This window comes from Streptomyces sp. NPDC047981 (assembly GCF_040653315.1).
GTDB lineage: Bacteria > Actinomycetota > Actinomycetes > Streptomycetales > Streptomycetaceae > Streptomyces.
In genome coordinates, this window is sequence record NZ_JBEZNQ010000010.1 from 69,921 (window position 1) to 92,978 (window position 23,058).

The 23,058-nt window shown below is 71.4% G+C and carries 20 protein-coding genes and 1 pseudogene; 11 read left to right on the top strand and 10 right to left on the bottom strand.

The genetic code is table 11. From position 1 onward, the window contains the following. Positions 1-2 precede the first annotated feature (2 nt). The 5 genes from AB0E14_RS08850 to AB0E14_RS08870 all read left to right on the top strand — a co-directional run bounded on the left by AB0E14_RS08850 (position 3) and on the right by AB0E14_RS08870 (position 5,809). Entirely contained in the window at positions 3-1,625 is a 1,623-nt protein-coding gene (locus tag AB0E14_RS08850; protein WP_362414001.1) for a hypothetical protein, read from the top strand. A 4-nt stretch (positions 1,626-1,629) separates the two neighbouring features. Then, positions 1,630-2,814: a lanthionine synthetase C family protein gene (locus AB0E14_RS08855; protein WP_362414003.1), complete on the top strand. Its 1,185-nt coding sequence runs from the start codon at positions 1,630-1,632 to the stop codon at positions 2,812-2,814. Positions 2,815-3,040: 226 nt separating this feature from the next. Then, positions 3,041-3,370: a three-helix bundle dimerization domain-containing protein gene (locus AB0E14_RS08860; RefSeq protein ID WP_362414006.1), complete on the top strand. Its 330-nt coding sequence runs from the start codon at positions 3,041-3,043 to the stop codon at positions 3,368-3,370. A gap of 118 nt (positions 3,371-3,488) precedes the next feature. Beyond that, positions 3,489-5,264 (top strand): sulfate permease, encoded by a 1,776-nt coding sequence (gene sulP, locus AB0E14_RS08865; RefSeq protein WP_362414145.1) that lies wholly within the window; start codon positions 3,489-3,491, stop codon positions 5,262-5,264. A gap of 194 nt (positions 5,265-5,458) precedes the next feature. Then, a complete protein-coding gene (locus AB0E14_RS08870; RefSeq protein ID WP_362414008.1) occupies positions 5,459-5,809 on the top strand; it encodes a carboxymuconolactone decarboxylase in 351 nt (116 codons plus the stop codon). Positions 5,810-5,971: 162 nt separating this feature from the next. Here the strand turns inward: AB0E14_RS08870 and AB0E14_RS08875 are convergent, their stop codons facing one another. Beyond that, positions 5,972-6,382, bottom strand: coding sequence for a Rid family hydrolase (locus AB0E14_RS08875; protein WP_362414010.1), 411 nt, complete (start codon positions 6,380-6,382; stop codon positions 5,972-5,974). A 171-nt stretch (positions 6,383-6,553) separates the two neighbouring features. On the opposite strand from AB0E14_RS08875, the gene AB0E14_RS08880 reads away from it, so the two are divergent. Together AB0E14_RS08880 and AB0E14_RS08885 are read left to right on the top strand one after the other, a co-directional pair. Beyond that, positions 6,554-7,711, top strand: a complete 1,158-nt coding sequence (locus tag AB0E14_RS08880) for a hypothetical protein (RefSeq protein WP_362414012.1) — start codon at positions 6,554-6,556, stop codon at positions 7,709-7,711. Between the two features lie 442 nt (positions 7,712-8,153). Continuing rightward, the gene (locus AB0E14_RS08885; RefSeq protein WP_362414015.1) at positions 8,154-8,681 is read left to right on the top strand and encodes a transglycosylase SLT domain-containing protein; all 528 of its coding nucleotides are present in this window, start codon (positions 8,154-8,156) and stop codon (positions 8,679-8,681) included. Between the two features lie 88 nt (positions 8,682-8,769). Here AB0E14_RS08885 and AB0E14_RS08890 read toward each other — a convergent pair whose 3' ends face one another. Together AB0E14_RS08890 and AB0E14_RS08895 are read right to left on the bottom strand one after the other, a co-directional pair. Then, the gene (locus AB0E14_RS08890) at positions 8,770-9,090 is read right to left on the bottom strand and encodes a hypothetical protein (protein WP_362414017.1); all 321 of its coding nucleotides are present in this window, start codon (positions 9,088-9,090) and stop codon (positions 8,770-8,772) included. A 135-nt stretch (positions 9,091-9,225) separates the two neighbouring features. Next, positions 9,226-9,873, bottom strand: coding sequence for a DUF4232 domain-containing protein (locus AB0E14_RS08895; RefSeq protein WP_362414019.1), 648 nt, complete (start codon positions 9,871-9,873; stop codon positions 9,226-9,228). Positions 9,874-10,224: 351 nt separating this feature from the next. Here AB0E14_RS08895 and AB0E14_RS08900 point away from each other — a divergent pair, with 351 nt between their 5' ends. After that, positions 10,225-10,389: a hypothetical protein gene (locus AB0E14_RS08900; protein ID WP_361445728.1), complete on the top strand. Its 165-nt coding sequence runs from the start codon at positions 10,225-10,227 to the stop codon at positions 10,387-10,389. A 31-nt stretch (positions 10,390-10,420) separates the two neighbouring features. Here AB0E14_RS08900 and AB0E14_RS08905 read toward each other — a convergent pair. Continuing rightward, positions 10,421-11,920: pseudogene (locus AB0E14_RS08905) on the bottom strand (carboxylesterase family protein); the annotation flags it as partial. 290 nt (positions 11,921-12,210) lie between these two features. Between AB0E14_RS08905 and AB0E14_RS08910 the strand changes: the two are divergent. Beyond that, a complete protein-coding gene (locus AB0E14_RS08910; RefSeq protein ID WP_362414021.1) occupies positions 12,211-12,795 on the top strand; it encodes a DinB family protein in 585 nt (194 codons plus the stop codon). 17 nt (positions 12,796-12,812) lie between these two features. On the opposite strand, the gene AB0E14_RS08915 is transcribed toward AB0E14_RS08910, so the two are convergent. The 6 genes from AB0E14_RS08915 to AB0E14_RS08940 form a co-directional block, all read right to left on the bottom strand. Beyond that, positions 12,813-14,048 carry a cytochrome P450 gene (locus tag AB0E14_RS08915; protein ID WP_362414023.1) on the bottom strand — a complete coding sequence of 412 codons (1,236 nt, stop codon included), beginning with the start codon at positions 14,046-14,048 and terminating at the stop codon, positions 12,813-12,815. 24 nt (positions 14,049-14,072) lie between these two features. Next, positions 14,073-15,497, bottom strand: coding sequence for an FAD-dependent oxidoreductase (locus AB0E14_RS08920; protein ID WP_362414025.1), 1,425 nt, complete (start codon positions 15,495-15,497; stop codon positions 14,073-14,075). Then, the gene (locus AB0E14_RS08925) at positions 15,454-15,678 is read right to left on the bottom strand and encodes a ferredoxin (protein WP_362414147.1); all 225 of its coding nucleotides are present in this window, start codon (positions 15,676-15,678) and stop codon (positions 15,454-15,456) included. The genes AB0E14_RS08920 and AB0E14_RS08925 overlap by 44 nt, the downstream gene beginning before the upstream one ends. A gap of 141 nt (positions 15,679-15,819) precedes the next feature. Beyond that, positions 15,820-16,458, bottom strand: a complete 639-nt coding sequence (locus tag AB0E14_RS08930) for a hypothetical protein (protein ID WP_362414027.1) — start codon at positions 16,456-16,458, stop codon at positions 15,820-15,822. A 139-nt stretch (positions 16,459-16,597) separates the two neighbouring features. Next, a complete protein-coding gene (locus AB0E14_RS08935; RefSeq protein ID WP_362414029.1) occupies positions 16,598-17,701 on the bottom strand; it encodes a PP2C family protein-serine/threonine phosphatase in 1,104 nt (367 codons plus the stop codon). Positions 17,702-17,802: 101 nt separating this feature from the next. Continuing rightward, positions 17,803-18,525, bottom strand: coding sequence for a TetR/AcrR family transcriptional regulator (locus tag AB0E14_RS08940; protein ID WP_362414031.1), 723 nt, complete (start codon positions 18,523-18,525; stop codon positions 17,803-17,805). Between the two features lie 176 nt (positions 18,526-18,701). Here AB0E14_RS08940 and AB0E14_RS08945 point away from each other — a divergent pair, with 176 nt between their 5' ends. Both AB0E14_RS08945 and AB0E14_RS08950 read left to right on the top strand, forming a co-directional pair. Beyond that, entirely contained in the window at positions 18,702-20,453 is a 1,752-nt protein-coding gene (locus tag AB0E14_RS08945) for an amidase (protein WP_362414033.1), read from the top strand. A gap of 217 nt (positions 20,454-20,670) precedes the next feature. Then, positions 20,671-23,040 carry an isoamylase gene (locus tag AB0E14_RS08950; protein WP_362414035.1) on the top strand — a complete coding sequence of 790 codons (2,370 nt, stop codon included), beginning with the start codon at positions 20,671-20,673 and terminating at the stop codon, positions 23,038-23,040. The last annotated feature ends 18 nt before the right edge of the window (positions 23,041-23,058 follow it).

Consider the following 23,058-nt stretch of genomic DNA (forward strand, 5'->3'; position numbering starts at 1 on the left):
CCGTGGACCGCCAGGCGGCCCTGGCTGCCCACCACCTCTTCGGTCTCGCCGATCCCCGGCATTACGAGCCGCTGTCCCGCAGGGCCATCACCCCTGAGTACCGCGACGCGCTGCGACTGCTGCTGCCGGACGCCTGGGTTCTGGAGCGCGGGGACGTCTGGCTGCACGCGCGGAGGGCGCCGGGATCCACGGACCGGTCGGCTCCGCCGCCCACCCAGGGCTTCAAGATCCATGTCTCCTCCGCCCCCGCGCACGCCGTCCGCCTGTTCGAACTCGTGGTCCCTGTGTGCGTGTCGTACCGCGTCGAATTCAAGACCGCCGCCGACCCGGTGATGCTGGCCGTACTCAACTCGAAGACACAGCAACGCGGTTTCTCCGGCAAGTTCATGACGCTGTACCCACCCGACGAGCACGTCTTCGCCGAGCTGATCGAGGCCCTGTACCAGTGCACGGCCGACGAAGCCGTCGAGGGGCCGTACATCCTCTCCGACCGGCGCTATCGGGACAGCAGAGTGCTGTTCTACCGATACGGGGGCTTCCGGCCGCCGCGGCGCCTCAACATCGACGGCACGCAGAGCACGTTTCTCGTGGCGCCCGACGGCTCGTACGTGGCCGACGAACGGCTGCCGCTCTTCCGGCTGCCGCCCTGGGTCCGCGACCCCTTCGCCGAGGAGCCCGCGGAGCGACCGGCGTCCGAGGCCGCGGCGCGGTCCGGCGCGGAGTCCGGCGCGGAGCCGGACGTGAAGTCGTACGCGGAGTCCGGCGCGGAGCCGGACGTGGAGTCCGGCGGCACGCTCCTCCACGATCGCTATCTCGTCCAGGGCGCCCTCGCCTTCTCCAACGTCGGCGGCGTCTATCACGGCACCGACCGGCTCACCGGGGATCCGGTCGTCGTGAAGGAGGCCCGGCGGCTCACCAACTGCTGGACGAGCGGAGACCGCACGGTCGACGCGGTCGACATGCTGCGCCACGAGTACGAGGTACTGCGCCGGCTGGAGGGCTTGGACTCCGTCCCCCGGGCCGTGGACCTGTTCCGGGAATGGGAGCACACGTTCCTGGTGGAGGAACGGCTGGAGGGTGTCGCGTTCCACGACTTCTGGGCGCGCGACGAGGTCATCCTCGCCCCGTACATCCGACGGGAGGGAAGGGTGGACCGGTTCGTGCCCCTGTTCCGGGAGGTCGCCGGCCGCCTGGTCCCCATGATCGAAGAGGTGCACGCCCGCGGTGTGGTCCTCGGCGACCTCTCGCCGAACAACGTCCTGATCGACACCGACACGCTTCGGATGCGGTTCATCGACTTCGAGAGCGCTGTCCACGAGGACGACGAGGCGGCGATGCTGTCCTACGGAACCCGCTGGGGCACGCCCGGCTTCCTTCACCCGGACCGCTCCTCGCGCAGCCGGCTCCTCCCCTGCGACGACTGGTACGCCGCGGCCATGCTGCTCTACAGCACCGTCGTGCCCGCCACCGCGTTCTTCGGCCTCAACCCCGCGGCGAAGGACCTCTTCCTCGACGAGCTCGTCGCCCTCGGCGTCCCCACGCAGGTGAGGTCCGTCGTGTCGTGCCTGGCCGCCGCCCGGGTCGACGAGGCGAAGAGAGTCCTGGCCGAGTGGAAGGACGGGTGACGCCATGACGCCCCTGGTGACCGAGAGGCGCAGGCCCGGGGACGGTGTCCCGGCCCGTCCCGACGCGGAGGTCCGGCGCACCGTCGACGGGATCGCCGGCCTGCTGCTCCGTACCTTCGACGAGCGGCGCACCGACCGCCTCTGGCCCGCCGACTACACGGTCTTCGCGACCAACCCCCTGAGCGTGGCCTACGGCGCCTGCGGGCCCGCGCTCCTGCTCGGTTCGAGGACGCGCGGCCGGGACGCGCCGGCGGCCGGACTGCCGCCCGAGGTGGCCGCCTGGATGCTGGGGCGGCCGCTGGACAACGACACCTATCCGCCCGGGCTGTACGTCGGCTCGGCCGGCATCGCCTGGGCCTTCCACGACCTGGGCTGGGAGGAACGGGGCGAGGCGGCGATGACCCTGCTGCAGTCCTCTCCCCTGCTGTACGACGATCCGGGTGTGTTCCTCGGCGTCGCCGGATGGGGACTCGCCTCGCTGCGCTTCCACGCGCGGACCGGGCGGCAGCTTCATCTCGACCGTGCCGTGCAGGCGGGCGAGCATCTCCTCAGCACGGCCGAGCACGAGGGCGACACCTGCTCATGGCGGTCCTCTCTCGACGGTCTGGTCCATTACGGGTACGGCTACGGGGCGAGCGGCATCGCCCTCTTCCTCCTCCACCTGCACCTGGCGACCGGCGAAGAGCGCTTTCGTTCGTACGCCGTACGGGGTCTGGAGTTCGACCTGAGCCGTGCGAGCGAGAGCGCCCTCGGCCTGCAGTGGCAGCGGGTCGAGGGCGACCCCGTGGTGTACCCGTACTGGATCCACGGAGGCGCGGGCGTCGGCAGTGTGCTGGTCCGGTTCCACCGGCTGCTCGGCGACGAGCGGTACGGCGAGCTCGCCCGGCGGGTGGCTGACGACACCTTCGTCACGTACTCCTACGCGCCCGGTCTGTTCGAAGGCCTGGCGGGGATCGGCGAGTTCATGCTGGACATGTACCGCTGCACCGGCGAGGAGGAGTACCGGGACAGGGCCTATGACGTCGCCAGGACCGTCCTGTGGTTCCGGGTCGAGGAAGAGGGCGGGATCGCGTTCCCCGGCCGTTGGCTGAACCGGATCGCCCACGACTACGCGACCGGCTCGGCGGGCATCGGCATGTTCCTGTCCCGCCTGGTCGCCCCCGGCGAACGTGCATTCGTGGATCTGTGAGGGCTCGGCGGGTGCCCGGAGGATCCGCCGAATCCCCGCGATCGTGGCACGCCTCCGCGGCCTCGGTGAGCAGCAGGGGGCCAACGGCACCCCGGCAAGACGGTCCCTGGCTCAGGGGGCGATCTTGCGGTGTCGAGCAGAGAATGACCTGAGCCGACGGACTCGTTTCGGCCCCGTGCCGTCCGGCAGTCCGTCACCGCCCGACCACCGTACGGAGGAAGAAACCGTGGGCGCCGGTGCTCGATCCAACGACGATGACGACCCTGGCGACCCTGGCGACCCGCCACTCGACTCTCCCGACGAGTCCCCGTCCGTCCGGGACATCGCGGCTCGGCTGAGGGCGGCGTTCCCCTTGGTCGACGCGGTCGTCGTCGACGCGACGGTCAGGACCGCGTACGAAGCGTTCCGCCAGGCCCGAGTCAGGGCCTACATCCCGATCCTGGTCGAACGCCGGTCCCGCCAGGCACTCGCCACCCTCCAGGTCCCTCCCGGCCGGGAGCCGGACGAGCGAGTCGTGGAGGCCGCCGGCGCTCCCGTGCCCGTGGGCGGTGAGTGACGGACCGCTACCGTCGTGCGCGCCGGGCGTGCCGTGCCCGCCCGGCCGGAGAAGGGCTGAGTGTGATGTCGGGCAAGAGAGCCGAACACCGGTGAGCACCCGGCCCGACGGCCACGGGATGCTCTCCCGCCTCCGGGAAGTTCCCGGCATCCGCGCGGTCTCCACCTACCGGCGCGAGTGGCTGGCCAAGGACGTGGTCGCGGGGGTCGTCCTCACCACCCTGCTGGTGCCGCAGGGCATGGCGTACGCCGAGTTGGCGGGCCTGCCGGCGATCACCGGGCTGTACACGACGATCCTCTGCCTGCTCGGATACGCGGTGTTCGGGCCCTCCCGGATCTTGGTGCTGGGCCCGGATTCCTCGCTGGGGCCGATGATCGCCTCCACCGTGCTGCCCCTGGTGGCGGCCGACGGGGATCCCGACCGGGCCGTCGCGCTGGCGTCGATGCTCGCGCTCATGGTGGCGGGCATCATGGTCCTGGCCTCGGTGGCGAAGCTCGGCTTCATCGCCGACCTGGTCTCCAAGCCGACGATGATCGGCTACATGAACGGCCTGGCCCTCACCATTCTGATCGGTCAGCTCCCCAAGCTGCTCGGCTTCAAGGTCGAGGCGGACAACCTGATCGGCGAGTGCGTCGGCCTCGTCCGGCAACTCGCCGACGGGGCGGCGGTGCCGGCGGCCGCCGCGGTCGGCATCGGCGGTATCGCGCTGGTCCTGGTCCTGCAACGCTTCCTGCCGAAGGTGCCTGCGGTGCTCATCATGGTGGTCCTGGCGATCGCCGCGGCCGCGTTCTTCGATCTCGGCGAGCACGGCGTCAGCCTGGTCGGGGTGCTGCCCGAGGGCTTCCCGCCGTTCACGATCCCCGATGTGCGGCTCGCCGACGTCGCACCGCTGCTCGCCGGTGCGGCGGGTATCGCCCTGGTGTCCCTGGCCGACACGATCTCCAACGCGTCGGCCTTCGCGGCCCGTACGGGGCAGGAGGTCCGCGGCAACCAGGAGATGGCGGGGGTCGGCGCGGCCAACCTGGCGGCCGCTCTCTTCCAGGGCTTCCCCGTCAGCACGAGCGGGTCTCGTACGGCCGTGGCGGAGCGGGCGGGGGCCAGGACCCAGCTCACGGGGGTGGTCGGAGCCGCGCTCATCGTCCTCGTTCTCGTGCTGCTTCCGGGCCTGTTCCGCAACCTCCCCCAGCCGGCCCTGGCCGCCGTGGTCATCACCGCGTCCCTGTCCCTGGCCGACGTATCGGGAGCCGTACGGCTGTGGCGCCTGCGCCGGGCGGAGTTCCTGCTGTGCTTCGCCGCCTTCGCCGGAGTGGCCCTGCTCGGGGTGTTGCCCGGGATCGCCATCGCCGTGGGCCTGTCCGTGCTCAACGTCTTCCGGCGCGCCTGGTGGCCGTACAACACCGTGCTGGGGCGGGTGCACGGCCTGGAGGGCTACCACGACATCCGCTCCTATCCGCAGGCCCAGCAGCTGCCGGGCCTTGTGATCTACCGGTTCGACGCGCCGCTCTTCTTCGCCAACGCCAAGGCCTTCCGGGACGAGGTCAGGCGGCTGGCCGGTGCGGAGCCGCGGCCGAGCTGGATCGTGGTCGCGGCGGAGCCCATGACGGACGTGGACACCACCGCTGCCGACATCCTGGAAGAGCTCGACGAGGAGCTGAACGCGAGCGACGTGCACCTCGTGTTCGCCGAGCTCAAAGATCCCGTCCGGCGCAAGATCGAGCGGTACGGACTCACCCGCACCATCGCCCCTCGTCACTTCTTCCCCACCGTGGAGGCCGCCGTCGCCGCCTTCCGCCTGCGCACCGGAGCGCGATGGACGTCGCTCCCGACGACCGAGCCGCCCGGTGAGCCCGGCCCCGGGGCAGCTCGTCCCGGGCCCACCGACGACGGGAAGTGACCGCCCTCGTCGGCGGCACGGAGCCCGGCCCGTCGCTGCCCCGAAAAGCGCCCTGACAGCTCTCCTTCACACTCGCTGCCCGACGGGCACAGGCCTGAAGGGACGCCTACGCTGGTACGGCACCCCGTCCGCCCTCCGGGCCCCGCGGCCAGGGGCGTGGGCGGCTCCGTTCAGCAGGGAAAGGCAGTTCCGACATGGTCACCAGGTCTGACGCTCCCGTTCTCGACACGCTCGCGGCGATGACGATCGACTCCATCGAGCACTGCAACATGGACGAGAAGGCGCTCATCACCACCCGTATCGCCGCCCTCGTCGCCATGGACGCCCCGGCGATCTCCTACATGGCCCACATGAGCCCCGCCGTCAAGGCCGACTTCACCGTCGAAGAGCTGCAGGACGTGCTCGTCGCGATCGCCCCCGTCGTGGGCACCGCGCGCGTCATGTCTGCCGCGGGCCACATCTCCCAGGCATTCGGTGTCGCCATCGCCATGGCAGAAGCCGAAGCCGAAGCCATCGCCAACGCCGAAAGCCGGGATGCGTCCTGATCGCCTTCTGACCGACCGGACGTACTCCGGTCGCCTTGCGAGCGCGTGCCGCGAGCGCCTGCAGCCGTAGCCGGTGAGGACCCGCCCGGTCGTGGCGCAGCCCTGGGGAACCGGACCTCAGGGTGTGGGTGATGCCGCGCTCCGGTGCCCTTGGAAGAGGTCTCACGCATCGAGGACGGCGGCCACCGCCTCGATCTCGACGAGTTGGTCCTCGTATCCGAGCACGGTGACGCCCATCAACGTGCTCGGGACGTCGTGGTCGGCGAACGCGTCCCGGACACATTGCCAGGCTGCCACCAGGTCCTCGCGTCGGGCCGACGCGACCAGAACCCGTGTGCTGATGACGTCATGGAGTGACGCGCCCGAGGCGGCGAGAGCGGCCCGCATGTTCTCGACGGCTTTCGCTGCTTGGCCTGCGTAGTCCCCGATCGCTGCCGTGGAGCCGTCATCGTTCAGCGGACAGGCCCCTGCGAGGAAGATCAGGCGTGACTCGGCGGGCGCCGTGGCCGCGTAGGCGTACTCGGCGACGTCGGACAGGGCGGTGGAGCGAATCAAAGTGATGGCACGAGCCACGGTCGCGTGGTCCTTCCCCTCGGGTGTTCGGCGCGGACATCCTGCCAACGGCCGGTCGGCTGCCGCCTTCCCTTTTCCGGCCGCCCCGCGAGACGCCGCGGGGCTGGTGGACTCCGCCGCTCGGGCCACGGACCATACTGGTCACGCCCCGATCACCCACTGGACGGTTCCATGGCCAAGAGCAGCTCTTCATCGACCACTGTCCCCGGCACCGCATGGCTCGGACGTGGGCGTCACCTCGGGCCCGAGGCCGAGCGGGACGTCCGACGCAACCTGCTCGCTCTCAAGGCGGCCGGAGTGATCGACGACTTCCTCGAACTCGACCCCGTCGAGGCGGCCCGCTCGACCGACCTGTTCCCCCGGGACGAGTCCGCGGACCCCGGCCCCTCGGCCCGCCGCCTGTTCGAGGCGCGCTGGCGCGTCGCCGGCGACGTCACGGTGCGCGCTCAACTGACGACCTACGCGCCTGAGTCCCGCCGCAGCGAGAACGAGAGCGAGATCGACTGGGTACTGGTCGCCGAGGCGGAGCGGGCGTGGGAAGCGAGCTGGCCCTCACCCGCCACGGTGTTCTGGCCCGACAGCGACCGGGTCGCCTGGGATCACGACGTGGTGCCGGGCGCGCGTCTGCGAACGACCAACTACCTGCCCAAGGACGATGGCGAGTTGCGGCGCCTGCTGCGGGACTGCGCCCGGCAGAGCTGGTTCATCCATGTCGTGGTGCACGAGGCGATGACGCCGGACGCGCTGGGACGGCGTCCGGTCACGGCATTTCTGCCACCGAGCCTCAGGCACCGGGTGATCGAGCACCGGGCCACGCCGGACCAGGCACTGATCGCCGACTTCGCGACGAAGCGTGAGCTGGGCGTGGGGCTGCCGCGCGGCGGTGCCGTCGTCCTGCCCCCCGTGCCGCAGACCCAGGGCTACGAGGCGGAACGCTTCACGGTGGGCAACGTCTTCCTCGACGGCACCGAGCCGACCGGCCTTCTGGAGAAGATCGTGGAGTTCGCCTCGCTGCCACGACCGTTGCCGGCCGACGCCGAGCAGGCTCTGACACGTATGCGCAAGGGCTGGCACCTGCTCACCCCCGATGAGGAACTCGTCCACGCACGGGCCATGGTCACGTGGTACGCCGAAGCGCTCAGGACCATGACGTCAGCCTGCGACCTGTACCGCGAGGCGGCCGAGTCGGCACACGCCGCGCTCACCGAGGCCACCAGCGGCAACAGCACACCCAGGACGCCCGCACCCGCCACGGCCGCGGAGGACACCTCACCTCTGAAGTCCCTCACGAGGTCGTTCGGCATCTTCCGCAAGCCTGACGGCCGTTAGACGCCCAGGGCCTGGCGGTAGCGGCGAGGGCAGTCAAGGCGCGGGCGCGGGCGACGCCCGGTCGGGTACGGAACGTGAGACGGCTCGACCGGTGAGTGACGATGGCTCCTTGGCGGGGGCTCTGGCTGTGACCCCCCGCACAGGAGCCACGTCACGTCCTAAGGGAAGTAGTACGTGGGGGTCCCGCGATCCAGCGCCCAGGCGGACAACGGCCGGGCATTTCAGGCATTTGCTCCGTGGTGGGGTAGTACGTCACATCCTTGCGCTTCGCTCGGAGTGCCCCTAACCATGGCTGTCGTTCCGGGGATCCCGGTGCGGGGCCGGACAGCGGACCAGGTTCGCTCGACCGCCCCAGCCACCTCGCGGAGTGCCGCTTCGCTTCCGAAGCCACCGCGTTCGGTCGACATCCCCACGTCGTCGCCAGATGGAGAGTTACTCGCGTATGACCGCCCTCACGCAGACCACCACCAGCCGCATCGCCCGATTCCGCAAGCTGTCCGTCGCAGGCATGGCCACCGCGGGTGCCGCGGCGGCGGCGCTCACGCTGATCCCGTCGCCCGCTCAGGCAGCCCCGGTGGCGGCGAATGTCTCGGCGTCCCAGGTGTCCGCGGCGGACGCTCCGGCGGCCAAGAAGGCGAAGAAGCAGTACGCCGACAACCTCGACGGCTGGATCAAGGAAGCCCTGGACATCATGAAGGCCGAGAAGATCCCCGGCAGCTACGAGGGCCTCCACCGCAACATCATGCGTGAGTCCTCCGGCAACCCGAACGCCCAGAACAACTGGGACGTGAACGCGCAGAACGGCACGCCCTCGAAGGGTCTGCTCCAGGTCATCCAGCCGACCTTCGACGCGTACCACGTCCCCGGCACCGAGCATGACCTGACCGACCCGGTCGCGAACATCACGGCGGCCGCCAACTACGCTGCCGACAAGTACGGCTCCATCGACAACGTCGACTCCGCCTACTGATCGCCGCTTCCCCGTCGGTCAGCCGCGGACGACGTTCTCGGCCTGCGGGCCTTTCTGTCCCGCGGCACCGACCGTTCGCTTCGACCGGTCACAGACCGGCGATGTCCCTGGCCCTCTTCAGCACGGAGTCGAGCGCGTCCACCCTCGCGTTGCGCCGGCTCGCACGCGCCGCCCGGTCCGCCGGCACAAGCCGCGCCGCGACCTGCACCGCGTGGGCGTCCGGGTCGCCGAAGGCGGCCCGCGGGTGTTCTCCCGTCTCGGCACAGTGCGCCACGACTTCCTTGACCGCCTGGAGCACGACCGCTCGGTCCACGCCCGGCTGCATGGCCAGCCGCACCTGGAAACGTGCCAGCCACTTCTCGCGGTCCTTCTCGCTCGCCGCGTCCGTCGTCTGTACCTTCTTCGCCACGCGCTCTCCCGGTTGATCGGCAGCCGTCCACCGTGGAGGAGGACGCCGAGGCACCGGCGCAGGTTGCCCTCGCGGCCCGGTGGCCCTGTGCCCGCCGGGCCCCCGCCAGGCGGACACATCTGCGAGCGGACTCGACTACAGGCTGAGGGCGTCCTCGGCGTTGTCCACCCACGCGGTCACCGAATTGTCGTCGGACACGTTCAGCCCGGGCGTGGAGGCCTTGAGCGGCACCTGCTCCAGGTCGGACTCGGTGTTCATGGTCATCGCGATCGAGGAGACCGTCTTGCTCTTGGCGTCCTTCAGCCCGCCCATGAGGCCGGCGTAGGCGGACTGGCCCGGTGCGAGCCGGATGGCCTCCTCGATCCCCGGGGCCTTGCCGCGCTCCGTCGCCTGCCCGTCCAGGTCGCCGAAGGTGACGACGGGGTGACCGAGCACCCGGCACGGCTTACCGGACTTGTTGGTGATCTTCAACAGGTAGCTGCTGGTCGTGGGCTCTGCCAGGCTCGCGGTGAACTTCACGTCGAAGGTGCTGCAGGGAAAGACGTCGTAGTCCGGATCGACCGTCGGCGAGACCGGCTTGGCGGGCGCGGACGGGGTCGCGGGTCCGGACGGCTTGGCGGGCGCGGACGGTTCGGCGGGCTTCGGCGGGGAGGTGGGAGCCGCGGTCGTCGGCACGTCGGTCCCGCCCGCGGCACCGTCCTCGGAAGGGCCGCAGGCGGTCAGGGTCAGTGCGGACACGGCGAGGAGGCCGGCGGCGACGAAGGCTCTACGTACGGTACTCATGGCGATACTCCCCCGATGGTGGCGCTCGAACTGCGCTGTGGTGGACACCAGGTTCGCGCGGAAGCTTCACGGTTCGGTGACAGCGCCTTGCCGAATCCACCACGGTTCGTCCCACGCCTTCCTGGCGCGTCCCGCCTGAACAACCACGGCACACGAGCGGCGCACGGCCGAGGTCGCCGGGACCCCGTTCGGTCGATCGTCCAGCGGATTCAGGACATCCCGGGCGGCTGATCGGGCCGGCCGGCAGCGCCGGGCGGAGCGAGAGACCGGCGGCTCTGAGCACCGCGGGCGAGCCGAATGCGGCCCCCGTACACTCACTAGCTGATTCCGCCGCAGGTAAGGACTCCCGAAGTGAACCAGTACGACCCCATGGGCCGGGCAGCAGGCGACGCGCCGATCTACGCGACTCTCGTTCGGGAGCGCGGGGACGTGCCGGCGGAGGCGAGGCAGGTTGCCGCGCGGGTGCTGGAGGAAGCGGACCGGGCTGTCGACTTCAGCTCGGTGCGCGCCATCTGAACACGCGACGGGCGAAACGCTTCGCCCGCCGCTAGCGGTCGAGCAGCGGCAGCGCGGTGAAGGTGTGGTCCTGCCAGATCCGGCGCGAGGCTGCTTCGGGATAGGCGGTGACGCCCGACAGGGTCTCGACGTCGAAGAGACGTACGAGGTGCTCTCGGGTGTCGTACGCGGGCCAGCCCGGATCGCCGTGGGCGGCGAACGACGTCCACGCGGCCCGCATGCGCGCGGACAGTTCCTCCGCCTCGGGGGACGGGCTCTCGCCGATCAGCGCCGCGGGCCGGCCGCGGTCCAGGTTGCCGAAGACCAGGGGTACGTCGAGCCCGTGGCAGGCGCCGAGGACACCGCCCATCCCCGGGGCGGACCACGTCAGCTCGTAGACGTGGGCGCGGCCGCCGGCAGCGGTCTGGCAGTGGGCGAGGTGCAGGGACGGCATGCGGAACAACCAGTCGGAGTTGACCAGTTCGTAGAACTCGTCCGGGCCCGCGGCAGGGAACGCCTCACGGTAACGGCGTGCGGCGACCTCTCCGGGGCCGAAGACCCGCAGGGCGGTCTCTGCCTGCTCCGGGGTGACCTGGCCGAGGACTCCGTCGAGCGCGGCCAGCAGCCGCGTCTCGTCGCGGGTGTGGCCGACGAGGAGTTCGATGTCCCGCCCGGCGCCGTTCGCCAGCGCCTGCCACGGGGTGACCGGCAGGGTGTCACCGTCGATGACCGGCGAGAAGGGGATCGCCCGGTGGGCGACCGGCCCCCAACGATCCGCCCACCTGGTCATCTTGGCGCCGACCGCGTCAGCGGCGGCGGCCAGCCGGGTGGGATCCGTCCCGGCGAGGTCGGCCACCGTGGGCCGTAGCCCCAGCTCGGCTGCGCACGCGGTGGAGATGTCGGCGGCCAGCTCCGGTGAGAAATACGTGCCCTGCGCGCTCTGCGCCACGGCCCGGCCGAAGAGCCCGGCCGCCCGCTCGGCCGCCAGCAGGGCGGCGACCGATCCGGCTCCCGCCGACTGACCGAAGACGGTGACGCGGCCTGGGTCGCCGCCGAAGGCCCGGATGTTGTCGCGCACCCACTCCAGGGCGGCGATCTGGTCCAGCAGGCCCCGATTGGCGGGGGCCCCTTCGATCTGCCCGTACCCCTCCAGGCCCACCCGGTAGTTGAACGTCACCACGACGACACCGTCACGTGCGAGTCGGACGCCGTCGTACTCGGGAAGACCGGACATGCCGATCGAGTAGGCGCCGCCCTGGATCCACACCATCACCGGCAGCCCTGCGTCGCGGCTCGGGTCGGGCGACCAGACGTTGACCGTCAGCCAGTCGTCGCCCGCGGCGTCACGCGCCAGCGCGTCCATCCCGAAATGACCGCCCTGTGGCGGCGGCGGGCCGTACGACACCGCCGGTCGCACGCCGTCCCATCCCCGTACGGGCCGCGGCGCGGCGAAACGCAGCGGGCCGACCGGCGGCTCGGCGAACGGGATGCCACGGAAGACCGCCACACCCGCCTCGCGGCTGCCGCGCACCACCCCACCCGCAACGCGGACCTCGGGCCGGGACCCGGAATGGTCCGAAGGCCCGGAAGGAGCCGACGGCTCGGACGGCTCGGACGGCTCGGACGCGCCAACGGTCATCACGGCTCCCTCACTGAGCGGCCTGAACGTTCCGGGATCATGCCCTGCCGCCCTGCCGCGCACCAGGCAATTACGCAGGTGTCGCGAGGCCGCGGTACCCGCAAGCGCCTGGTCGCCCGCCCGGTGCCTCGGTGCTGCCGGTCGTGCGCGGATGACGTGCGGGATCTTGAGACCGCGAGCAGCCCGTGGCAGGCTCGTGCCGCATGATCGATGAGTTCGCCAAGGACAACCTGCACACGAGACTGAGGCGGGACCGCACGGCGCTGCTCTGGAAGCTCGACGGCTTGTCGGAGTATGACGCCCGCCGGCCTCTGACAGCCACCGGGACCAACCTCCTCGGCCTGGTCAAGCACATGGCCACCGTCGAGGCCCGGTACTTCGGCGAGGTCTTCGAGCGGCCCTCCCCGGAATCGCTGCCCCGGTGGCAGGACCACGACGGCAGCGACCTGTGGGCGGCCGAGGACGAGACCCGCGATCAGATCACCGGGTTCTACCGCCGTACCTGGGAACACTCGGACGCCACGATCGACGAGCTTCCCCTCGACGCCCCCGGCCACGTGCCCTGGTGGCCGGAGTCCGGTTCCCGGACGAACCTGTTCGCCGTCATGGTGCACGTCCTCGGCGAGTCCAACCGGCATGCCGGGCACGCCGACATCCTGCGCGAGGGCCTCGACGGCCGGACCGGAATGCGCCCCGAACACGAGAGCCGGATCGACGAGGAAGCCCGTGCGGCGTACTGCGCGAAGATCGAGCGGGCCGCAAGGTCGGCCGCGTCCAGCAAGGCGTAGAGGTAGTCGCGCCGACCTCAGGGGCGGATCCCGTCGCAGGCGATCCTGAGGTGGCGCGGTCCGCGCAGTACGGCGTTCTGGCGGTACTGGGGCGGATCGTCCAGCAGGCGTGGGTTCTCCAGTCTGCGGGCCAGTTCCGCCAGGGCGAGTTGGGCCTCCAGGCGGGCGAGTGGTGCGCCGAAGCAGCTGTGGATGCCACTGCCCAGGCCCAGGTGCTGGATGTCCGGGCGATCCGGGTCGAAGCGGTCCGGGTTCTCGAAGCGTTGCGGGTCGCGGTTGCCGGAGGCCAGGATCAGCCAGAGGGTGGAGCCCTTGGGGATGGTGACGCCGCTGACCTCGATGTCCGCGAGAGTGGTGCGCTGGGGCAGCAGCTGCACCGGCGGCTCGAAGCGCAGCAGTTCCTCGACGATGGGTACGGCCAGGCGCGGTTCGGTCCTCAGCCGCTGAAGGACGTCGGGATTGCGCAGCAGGGTCAGCATGCCGTTGGTGATCAGGTTGACCGTGGTCTCATGCCCTGCGATCAGCAGCAGAGCCGCCGTGCTGAGCAGTTCCATCGTGGTCATCGGGCCGTCCTGGCCCTCGGCCGTGGCCAGTTGGGAGAGCATGTCGTCCCCGGGGTTCTTGCGGCGCTCCTCGATCAGGCCGGCCAGGTACATGCCCAACGCCATCCGAGCCTCGTGCGCCTCCTTGCCGCGGTCGGCGGGGTCGGCGTCAGGGTCGGGGTCCAGGCTGGCGGCGAGGGTGTCCGCCCACGTGTGGAAGCGTGCCTCGTCCTCGCGCGGTACTCCGAGCAGTCGGCAGATCACCGTCACGGGGAAGGGGTAGGAGAACTGCTCCACCAGGTCGATCTGCCCCGGGTCGCCGAGGCCGTCGATGAGTCCGGCGACGATGTCGTCGAGCTCCGGACGCATTCCGTCGACCCGGTGGGGAGAGTGCGGCGGGCCGAAGTGCCGGTTCGTCATGCGTCGCAGCCGGTCGTGTTCCGGCGGGTCGAGCCGGAGGAAGCCCGGCGGCAGGGCGCTCTCCTCGGAGGACGGCTGAGCCAGCGGGTCGGCGCTGCCGGACGCCAGGTTGCGGGCGTCGGAGCTGATCCGGGGATCGTGCAGAAGGCTGCGGATCTCGTAGTAGGTACTGATCAGGTACGGCCCGTCGGCCTCGTGGTGGACCGGTGTCTTCCGCAGCTCTGCGTAGATCGGGTACGGGTCGGCCCGGTTGGCGTAGTCCAGGATCTGGTGCAGCAGGGTTTGCGTCATGGCAGGTCCTTGTGGCCGTGCGGGTCAGTGCGCGGGGGTGAACGTCATCCGGCGGTCGGCGGGCGAGTATCCGCTGACGGTGACGGTGGGGCCGTGGCTGGGGACCGACGGGTCGGGGAAGTCCGCGTCCATCGGCCGCTGCCCTTCCGCCTGTCGGTCGACCGTGGGGAACTGCGGTGGGAACGGCGCGGTGCGTTCGATGAGTTCCTGGTAGAAGGGCAGCCACCGGCCGTGGTCGAAGGAGACGGCACCGATGACGCGCCCCTGGTATCCGTAGACGCCGACGAACCGGCGGCTGTCCAGCGAGCCCTGCGCGATCAGGATCTCCGTCGCCATCGACGGCACTCCGACCGACTTGATGTTGACGCCGAACTGGGAGGACCAGAAGGCCGGCACGTCCATGTGCGGCAGTCGGTCGACGCTCTCGCTGAGCATGTTGTGTGCCGCGATCCCGGCCTGGGCGACGGCGTTGCCCCAGTGCTCCAGCGACAGGAACTGGTAACCGAACAGGGGATGGGGGCAGCGGGCGACGTCGCCCGCCGCGTAGATGTCGTCGGTGACGATCCCACGGATGTCGAAGGCCCGGCAGCCGGCGTCGCAGGCGATGCCGCGGGGCCCGGCGCCGAGCCCGGAACCGTGCAGCCATTCGGTGTTGCGGAGCGCTCCGAGCGAGACGACGACCACGTCGGTCTCCACGGTGGAGCCGTCGGACAGATGCGCGGCGCGCACCCGTCCCGAGGCGTCGCCCTCCAGGGCGGTCACCATGACCCCGCACCGCAGGTCCACACCGTGCTCGCGCTGGAGGTCGGCGGCCACCGCCGCGATCACCCCGCCGAGCGCGCCGACCAGTGGCGCGGCGCCTCGTTCGGCGACGGTGACGGGGAGGCCGCGTTCGCGGCAGGCCGCGGCGACCTCCGAGCCGGCGAATCCTCCCCCGATGACGAGGACCCGCTTGGGTCCCTCGTCGAGCCGCCGGGCGAGCGCGGCTCCCTCGTCGCGGGTCCGCAGCACGAACACGCCGTCGAGTTCCGCCTCCTCCTCGCGCGGCCACGGCCGGGCCCGGACGCCCGTGGCGATCAGCAGCCGGTCGTACGGCACCTGGTCGCCGTCGGCCAGCCGCACCGTCCTCGCGGCCATGTCCAGGCCTGTGGCGGGAACGCCGAGCCGCCACGTCGCGTCGACGGATCGGAGCCGGGGCAGCGCGGTGCGGTCGGCGCGCGCCCTGCCCAGCAGCACCCCCTTGGACAGCGGGGGCCGGTCGTACGGTTCGTAGGGCTCGTCGCCGATCATGGTCAGGGATCCCCTGAAGCCCTTGGCACGCATGGTCTCCGCAGCCCGCAGACCTGCCAACGAGGCGCCGACGACGACGATGCGGCCCTCGCGTTTGAGCTGCTCCAAGGCTCCGTCACCGGGCACCGGGCACCGCCTCGGCCGGCTCGTCCACGGCATCGACGAGGATGGCCTGCACGGGGCAGGCCGCGGCGGCCTGGGCCAGCTTCTCGCGCTGGGCCCCGTCGGCATCCGGGTCGTACAGCAGCGCCTCGTCCCCGTGCATGGTGAAGATCTCGGGAGCGAGGAACGCGCACTGCGCGTACCCCTGGCAGCGGTTCAGATCGACGGCGATGCGCACCACGGGATCGGCCCTCTCCGACGGCTCGGTCACAACCCCCTGGGCCCACTCTCACCGGCCGGGAGGGCCACAGCGACGGGGAGCGGACCGATCGAGTGAGCGGGTGCGGGTGAGGTGCGGGTGGGGGCGGGTGCGGGCCGCTCAGGACGAGGCGGCGGTCGGCGACGCGGCGGAACGTCGGCCCCACAGGGCGTTCAGGCTGAGAACGAGCACCCAGGCCGGGAAGACCAACTCCGACCAGGGCACGTTCGCTCCCACCACGAGCAGCGTCAGGCCCGCCAGATAGCCGAAGACGGTGAGTGGGCGCGGGATGATGCCGAGTCGGTGGCCGATGGTCGAGGTCGTCATGACGAACACCGCCGCCATCCGCATGGCGTAGGTGGTCAGCAGGCCGTACGCGATGTCGCGGCCGAAGGCGGAGCCCTGTCCGTCCTCGTCGAGCACGCTCGAGGCGGCCGCCGCGGCGCCGAAGAGCATGGCGACGAAGACCAGACCGCTGCCCAGGAACACCGTGGCGACGAACTTGTCCTCGCGCTGCCCCGCCTGCTCGCGCAGAGCGCCCATGAACCAGAGGAACGCGATCCCGGCGAAGGGGATCAGCTCCAGCGCCGTCCGCACGGCGCTCCGCTGCCCCGCGTCCACGGTCGCCTCTCCGCCGTCGACGCCGGTCGGCACGGCGAGGCGTACGAGGACGATCGCCGTGGCCGTCAGGATCGCGAACACCGTTCCCGCCACCCCGGCGGCCCACGGCGTCGCGAGGCGCCTGCGTTTCCGCTCCATGGTCTCCCGTTTCCTGGCTGTGGTTCCTTCGTCCAGACACCCGTGATCGCGGGACGCGCGCCACCGGGATCACCCGAGAGGAAGAGCGCGGTGCGCCATACAGGCCTGCCGGAGGTCGCGCGGCCCCGGCGCCGTCCCGTCAGCCCGGCTCGGCGGCGTACGGGGTGAGGATCAGGAGGGTGACGTCGTCCTGGATCTTGGGCGTGAAGCGGCTCAGGTCGGCCCAGATCTCGTCGGGCAGCTCGTCGAGGCCGACGCCGGTCATGCTGGTCAGGCGCTCGACGAACGGGTAGAAGGCGCCCGAGGCGTCCCGGGCCTCCAGGACTCCGTCCGACGCCAGGAGCAGCAGGTCCCCGGGCAGCAGCGACACCGTCCCGGCGGTTCCGGCCATGACATCGGCGAGGCCGAGTCCCAGGGGCGGTCCTGGGTCGAGTTCGAGGGTGCTCACGGCTCCGGCGCGCAGCAGGACCGGGGGCGGATGGCCGCAGGCCAGGACGCGGACCTCCCGCCCGTGCGGCGCGAAGTCCAGAAGGACGGCCGTGGCGAAGAGTTCCGCGTGCTCCGTCCGCGCCGAGTCGACCACGAGCCTGCGGTCGAGGCGCGCCGCCATCGACTCGGCGTCCACGTCGTCCAGCACGGCCTCGCGGAACGCTCCCAGGACGGCGGCGACCGTCGCGACGGCCGAGAGACCGTGCCCCTGTACGTCGCCGAGGACCGCACGCACCCCGTGGGGGCCGGGCCGGACGTCGAAGAAGTCGCCTCCCACCAGGGTGCCGCGCTCGGCGGCGCGGTACAGGCTCGCGCAGCGCAGGGGCCCGACCCGTCGCCGTACGTCCGGGACGATCGCCCGCTGGGCCGTCTCGGCGACGGTACGTTCCAGGTCGAGCTGCTCGTCCCGGCGCCCGCGGACGAACGAGACGAAGACGCTCAGGGCCGCGACGAAGCCGAGGGTGAAGAGGTCGGTGTTGCCGGGCTGGTTCAGATGGAAGAGGGGAATGGTCAGCAGCCCGATCGTCGCGGCGCCGAGGAAGGCCGTGGCCCATGGCCCGTAGGCCAGGACGGCGAGCGGGGGCACCGCGCCCAGCAGGAAGCCGATGTCCAGCGGAACGGAGTCGGTGAGGGAGGCCGCTCCGACCCCGACGAGCAGTACCACGGGCAGGACCCGCACCCAGCGGGGCGGAGGGGCCCCGCGCAGCCAGCTCCGCCAGTACGCCCCGGTCGCCGCCTTTCTTGGCTTCACCACACCACCAGGCTCCTATGCGGGGGTGCGCCGCGCACTCCACGCTCCCCGCCCCGCGCCGGTGCGGGCGTCGCCGACCCCGAGCAACGCCCGCAGCGCGCGCGTCAGCCCCGACCCGCGGGACGCAGTTCGCGTTCGAGGGCGGACAGGGCGAAGGCGTGGGCGGATGTGTGCTGCCAGCGGGACCGTCCGAACATCACGTCCTCGGAGATCCCGCTCAGCATGGCCACCGCCCTGATGATGAACTCGGGGAGGTCCACGTCAGCGAAGTGCCCGAGCTCCCGCCCCTCACGGAGAATGGCCTCCAGACGCGCGTCCCAGCCGTCCAGCAGCTCGGTCAGGATGCGCCGGCCCTCTTCGTCGTGCCGCTGGGTCATGACCTGCGCCCACAGCGCGTAGCGTTCGTCGCCCTGGTGGCGGGGCAGATAGAAGCGGACGAACAGGTCAAGCTTCTCGGCGGGGGACGCGGCCCGGTCGGCGGCCTCCTGGAACCGGGTCCAGAGTTCCGCCTGGCTCCATGCGAGGACCTCGAGCAGGAGCCGGTCCTTCTTGCCGAAGTGGTAAAGGATGTGGCCGGTGCTCATGCCGGCCCGCTCGGCGATGTCCGACATCCGCAGGGCCGCCGTGCCCTTCTCCGCGATGACGCCGATGGCGGCCCGCATCGCCCGTCCCCGCGCCTCGTCGCCGCTGGGCTGACGCTTCCTGTCGACCGCTACCCGCGCCGCGGACCGGGAGGCGGCACCGGCACCGGCCCCCGACGTCCTGTTCGCGCCTTCCGGCGGGAGGAGGCGGTCGGGCAGCCCGGGCCCGGTCTCAGACGTCGGCATGAGCTCACTTTCGGTTCCGGACGATCCCGGCCCCAAGTCTAGGTTCCGAAATCCTAGACTCCTAGTCTAGACTGAAAATCTAGTCAGAACGATGGAGAGGGTGCCGCCCGCCTGTGCGAGGCCGCTTCGACGGCCGGCGGCCCGCCTGTCCTACTCACCACCCGGGAGACACCCTCATGACGCGCGGATTCGATGTCGTGGAGACCTGTATCGCCGATCTGCGGGCTGCGCTGGAGAAGGGCGAGACGACCGCGGTCGAGCTGCTCGACGCCTACCTCGCGCGGATCGACGCGTACGACCGGCCCGGCACGGCCACCGCCCTCAACGCGATGGTCGTGATGAACCCGCAGGCCCGCGCCGAAGCGGAGGCCTCCGACGCCCGCCGTGCGCGCGGCGAGACACTGGGCCCGCTGGACGGCATCCCGTACACCGCCAAGGACAGCTACCTCGCGAAGGGGCTCACGGCCGCGTCAGGCTCCCCCGCCTTCGAGCACCTCGTCGCTCAGCGCGACGCCTTCGCCGTCGAGCGGCTGCGCGCCGGTGGCGCGGTCCTCATCGGTCTGACGAACATGCCGCCGATGGCGAACGGCGGCATGCAGCGGGGTGCGTACGGCCGAGCGGAGAGCCCGTACAGCGCCGACTGGCTCACCAGCGCCTACGGCTCCGGCTCCTCCAACGGCTCCGGCACGGCGACGGCGGCCTCCTTCGGCGCGTTCGGCCTCGGCGAGGAGACCTGGTCCTCCGGGCGCGCGCCCGCCTCGAACAACGCGCTGTGCGCGTACACCCCCAGCCGCGGCGTGATCTCGGTCCGGGGCAACTGGCCGCTCGTGCCGACCATGGACGTCGTCGTCCCGCACACCCGCACCATGGCCGACCTGCTCGAACTGCTGGACGTCATCGTCGCCGACGACCCGCTCACGCGCGGCGACCTGTGGCGCGCCCAGCCGTGGGTGGAGCTGCCCGCCGCGTCCCAGGTGCGCCCCGCCTCCTACCCCGCCCTCGCACCCGCCCACGCCGGGGCCGCTTCCGCCGCGCTCGCCGGCAAGCGCGTCGGCGTGCCCCGCATGTACATCAACGCCGACCCCGACGCCGGAACGAACCCCGACGGAGGCATCGGCGGCCAGACCGGGCAGCGCGTCGACACGCGCCCCTCGGTGATCGCGCTGTGGGAAGCCGCGCGCCGGGATCTCGAGGCCGCCGGCGCGGAGGTGGTCGAGGTCGACTTCCCCGTGGTGTCCCACTACGAGTCCGACCGCCCCGGAGCGCCCTCGCTGCTCACCCGCGGGCTCGTCGGCCGCGAGTACCTCACCTTCGAGATCGAGGACCTGTCGGCCTGGGCCTGGGACGACTTCCTGCGCGCCAACGGCGACCCGGCGCTCTCCACCCTGGCCGACGTCGACGGCGATCGCATCTGGCCCAAGCAGGAAGGCGAACTGCCCGACCGGTACGAGGGCTTCGACGACACGATCGGCGACTACCCGCGCTTCGTGCGCGAGCGCCCGTACGCCTCCCTCGCCGACATGCCGCTCCTGGAGGAGGGGCTGCGCGGGCTCGAGGAGACGCGCCGCGTCGACCTGGAGCAGTGGATGGACGGCCTCGGCCTGGACGCGGTGGTCTTCCCCGCGGTGGCCGACGTGGGCCCCGCGGACATGGACGTGAACGTGGCCTCGGCGGACCTCGGGTGGCGCAACGGCGTCTGGGTCGCCAACGGCAACCTGGTCCCCCGCCACCTCGGCATCCCGACCGTGACCGTGCCGATGGGCACCATGGCGGACACGGGCATGCCCGTCGGCCTGACCTTCGCGGGCCGCGCCTACGACGACAACGCCCTGCTGACCCTCGCCGCAGCCTTCGAGCAGACCGGCAGCCGCCGCACCGAACCGCCGCGCACGCCGCGCCTGTCGGCCGAGCGGCCCGCCGCCGCCTAGCCGGAGACGGTCTCGCCGGGTCCTCGCCGGGGCGGCGGCTCGACCCGGCGGGCCGCCGGTGCGGCTCTCCTCGTGTCCGCCGTGAAACAGGCTGTGCGGCGGGTCTTTACGCGCGCATGCGGCTGCACTAATTTTCGGCAAGATTCAGCAAGGGTTTTCAGCCTCTGGCGTCAGGGACGGCGCCATGGCTTCCCGCTGCCTGCCGTCAGGAGCCGCCATGTCCGCGTTCCAGCCTGCCCGCCTCCGCAGAGGGCGCCGCCGCGCGGTGCTGCGTACCGCGACGGTCGGCCTCGCGGCCGCGGCCGCCCTCGGCGGATTCATCGCCCCCGCGCCCCTCGTGACGCCCGCCGCGGCCGCCGCCGGCGGGCCGCTGGGTGCGCGCTACGACGCGACCGGCGCCAACCTCGAGTTCCGGATCCACTCCTCGCACGCCACCCGCATCCAGCTGTACCTCTACACGGCGGCCACCGGAGTCCACGAGGCCGCCGCGCTCACGCTCGCCAAGGATCCCGGCACGGGTGTCTGGTCCGTGACCGTGCCGGTCGCCACGATCCGCCAGCAGTACGGCATCACCGGCCCGGTCCACTACGGCTACCGCGCCTGGGGCCCGAACTGGCCGTACGACGCGGCGTGGACCAAGGGGTCCACGGCGGGCTTCGTCGCGGACGTGGACGGCGAGGGCAACCGGTTCAACCCGAACAAGCTGCTCACCGATCCGTACGCGCGGGAACTCAGCCACGACCCGCTCACCCCGGGCGGGCCCTCGAAGACCGTCTACGGCACCGGGCCCGCGTACCGAGCGGTCGACAACGGGACGCAGGCGCCCAAGGGAATCGTGCCGGCGGCCGACACGACGAGCACGGGAACCAAACCGACCCGGGCGCTGAAGGACGACATCGTCTACGAAGTGCATGTCAGGGGGCTGACCAAGAACGACCCGTCCGTGCCTGCGGCCTATCAGGGCACCTACAAGGGCGCGGGCCTCAAGGCCGCCGCCCTCGCGTCCCTCGGGGTGACCGCGGTGGAGTTCCTGCCCCTCCAGGAGGCCCAGAACGACACCAACGACGTCGACCCCACCGGTACCGCGGGCGACAACTACTGGGGCTACGAGACCCTCAACTTCTTCGCCCCCGACCGCCGTTACGCCGCCGACAAGAGCCCCGGCGGGCCGACCCGCGAGTTCAAGGAGATGGTGAGGGCCTACCACGACGCCGGGATCAAGGTCTTCACCGACGTCGTGTACAACCACGCCGCCGAGGGCGGGCCGTGGAACGCCGGCGACAAGAACACCTACAGCCTGTTCAACCTGCGCGGCCTGGACAACCCCACGTACTACTCGCTGACCGGCGACAGGCAGGCGTCCTGGGACAACACGGGCGTCAACGGCAACCTCAACACCTACAACCCCGTCACCAGGGACCTGATCACCGACTCGCTCGCCCACTGGAAGGACACCCTGGGCGTCGACGGCTTCCGCTTCGACCTGGCTCCCGTGCTCGGCAACACCTGCGAGCACGGCTGCTTCCAGTACAGCCGCACCGACCCGAACACCGCCCTGAACCGGATCACCGCCCTGATGCCTCCGCGGCCCTCGGGCGGCGGCTCCGGCACCGACTGGATCGCCGAGCCCTGGGCGCTGGGCAGCGGGACCTACCAGGTCGGCAACTTCCCCGCGGGTTGGTCGGAGTGGAACGACAAGTTCCGCGACACCGTGCGCCGCGATCAGAACGCCATGGGCAGCGAGAGCGTCACCCCCGGCGACCTCGCGACCCGCTTCGCCGGTTCCTCCGACCTGTACGCATCGAGCGGTCGGGCGCCCTGGAACTCGGTCAACTTCGTGGTCGCGCACGACGGGTTCACCCTCGCCGACCTGTACCGCTGCAACGCCAAGAACAACGGTCAGGCGTGGCCGTACGGACCTTCCGACGGCGGATCCGACCACAACCTGTCCTGGGACCAGTCGGGCGACGCCGCCGACCAGCGCAAGGCGGCCCGCAACGGCCTGGCCCTGCTGATGCTGTCCGCCGGAACCCCCATGATGACCGGCGGCGACGAGTACCTGCGCTCGGTCGACTGCAACAACAACCCCTACAACCTGGACTCGTCCGCCAACTGGCTCAGCACGTCCTGGACGTCGGACCAGTCCACGTTCCGTACCTACGCTCAGCGCCTGATCTCGTTCCGCAAGGCCCACCCCGCCCTTCGCCCGGCCGCCTTCTACAACGCCTCGGACGGCAACGGCAACGGCATGGGCCAGCTCGACTGGTTCACCCCCGCAGGCGTCGCACCCGACGGCGCCTACTGGAGCAGCGCCGACAACCACGCCCTCGCCTGGCGTTACGACGGCAGTGAGCTCGGCGACCCGAACAGCGCGGTGTACGTCGGCTACAACGGCTGGTCCGGAGCCGTCGACTTCACGCTCCCGTCCCCGGGCGCCGGCAAGAACTGGTACCGCGTCACCGACACCTCCACCTGGGCCGAGGGCGCGAGCCAGTTCGCCCAGCCGGGCAGCGAGGCCCTGATCGGCGGCGCCGGGACCGTGTACCGCCTGCACGGCCGCGCGGCCCTTCTGCTGATCGCCAAGTAGCCGCCCAGCCCCTCAGCA

What these genes read in the sequence shown, in the direction of transcription:
- AB0E14_RS08855 (WP_362414003.1), top strand. Translation starts at nt 1,630, where the DNA reads ATGACGCCCCTGGTGACCGAGAGGCGCAGGCCCGGGGACGGTGTCCCG.
- sulP (WP_362414145.1), top strand. Translation starts at nt 3,489, where the DNA reads ATGCTCTCCCGCCTCCGGGAAGTTCCCGGCATCCGCGCGGTCTCCACC.
- AB0E14_RS08870 (WP_362414008.1), top strand. Translation starts at nt 5,459, where the DNA reads ATGGTCACCAGGTCTGACGCTCCCGTTCTCGACACGCTCGCGGCGATG.
- AB0E14_RS08880 (WP_362414012.1), top strand. Translation starts at nt 6,554, where the DNA reads ATGGCCAAGAGCAGCTCTTCATCGACCACTGTCCCCGGCACCGCATGG.
- AB0E14_RS08885 (WP_362414015.1), top strand. Translation starts at nt 8,154, where the DNA reads ATGACCGCCCTCACGCAGACCACCACCAGCCGCATCGCCCGATTCCGC.
- AB0E14_RS08895 (WP_362414019.1), bottom strand. Translation starts at nt 9,873, where the DNA reads ATGAGTACCGTACGTAGAGCCTTCGTCGCCGCCGGCCTCCTCGCCGTG.
- AB0E14_RS08910 (WP_362414021.1), top strand. Translation starts at nt 12,211, where the DNA reads ATGATCGATGAGTTCGCCAAGGACAACCTGCACACGAGACTGAGGCGG.
- AB0E14_RS08915 (WP_362414023.1), bottom strand. Translation starts at nt 14,048, where the DNA reads ATGACGCAAACCCTGCTGCACCAGATCCTGGACTACGCCAACCGGGCC.
- AB0E14_RS08920 (WP_362414025.1), bottom strand. Translation starts at nt 15,497, where the DNA reads ATGCCGTGGACGAGCCGGCCGAGGCGGTGCCCGGTGCCCGGTGACGGA.
- AB0E14_RS08930 (WP_362414027.1), bottom strand. Translation starts at nt 16,458, where the DNA reads ATGGAGCGGAAACGCAGGCGCCTCGCGACGCCGTGGGCCGCCGGGGTG.
- AB0E14_RS08940 (WP_362414031.1), bottom strand. Translation starts at nt 18,525, where the DNA reads ATGCCGACGTCTGAGACCGGGCCCGGGCTGCCCGACCGCCTCCTCCCG.
- AB0E14_RS08945 (WP_362414033.1), top strand. Translation starts at nt 18,702, where the DNA reads ATGACGCGCGGATTCGATGTCGTGGAGACCTGTATCGCCGATCTGCGG.
- AB0E14_RS08950 (WP_362414035.1), top strand. Translation starts at nt 20,671, where the DNA reads ATGTCCGCGTTCCAGCCTGCCCGCCTCCGCAGAGGGCGCCGCCGCGCG.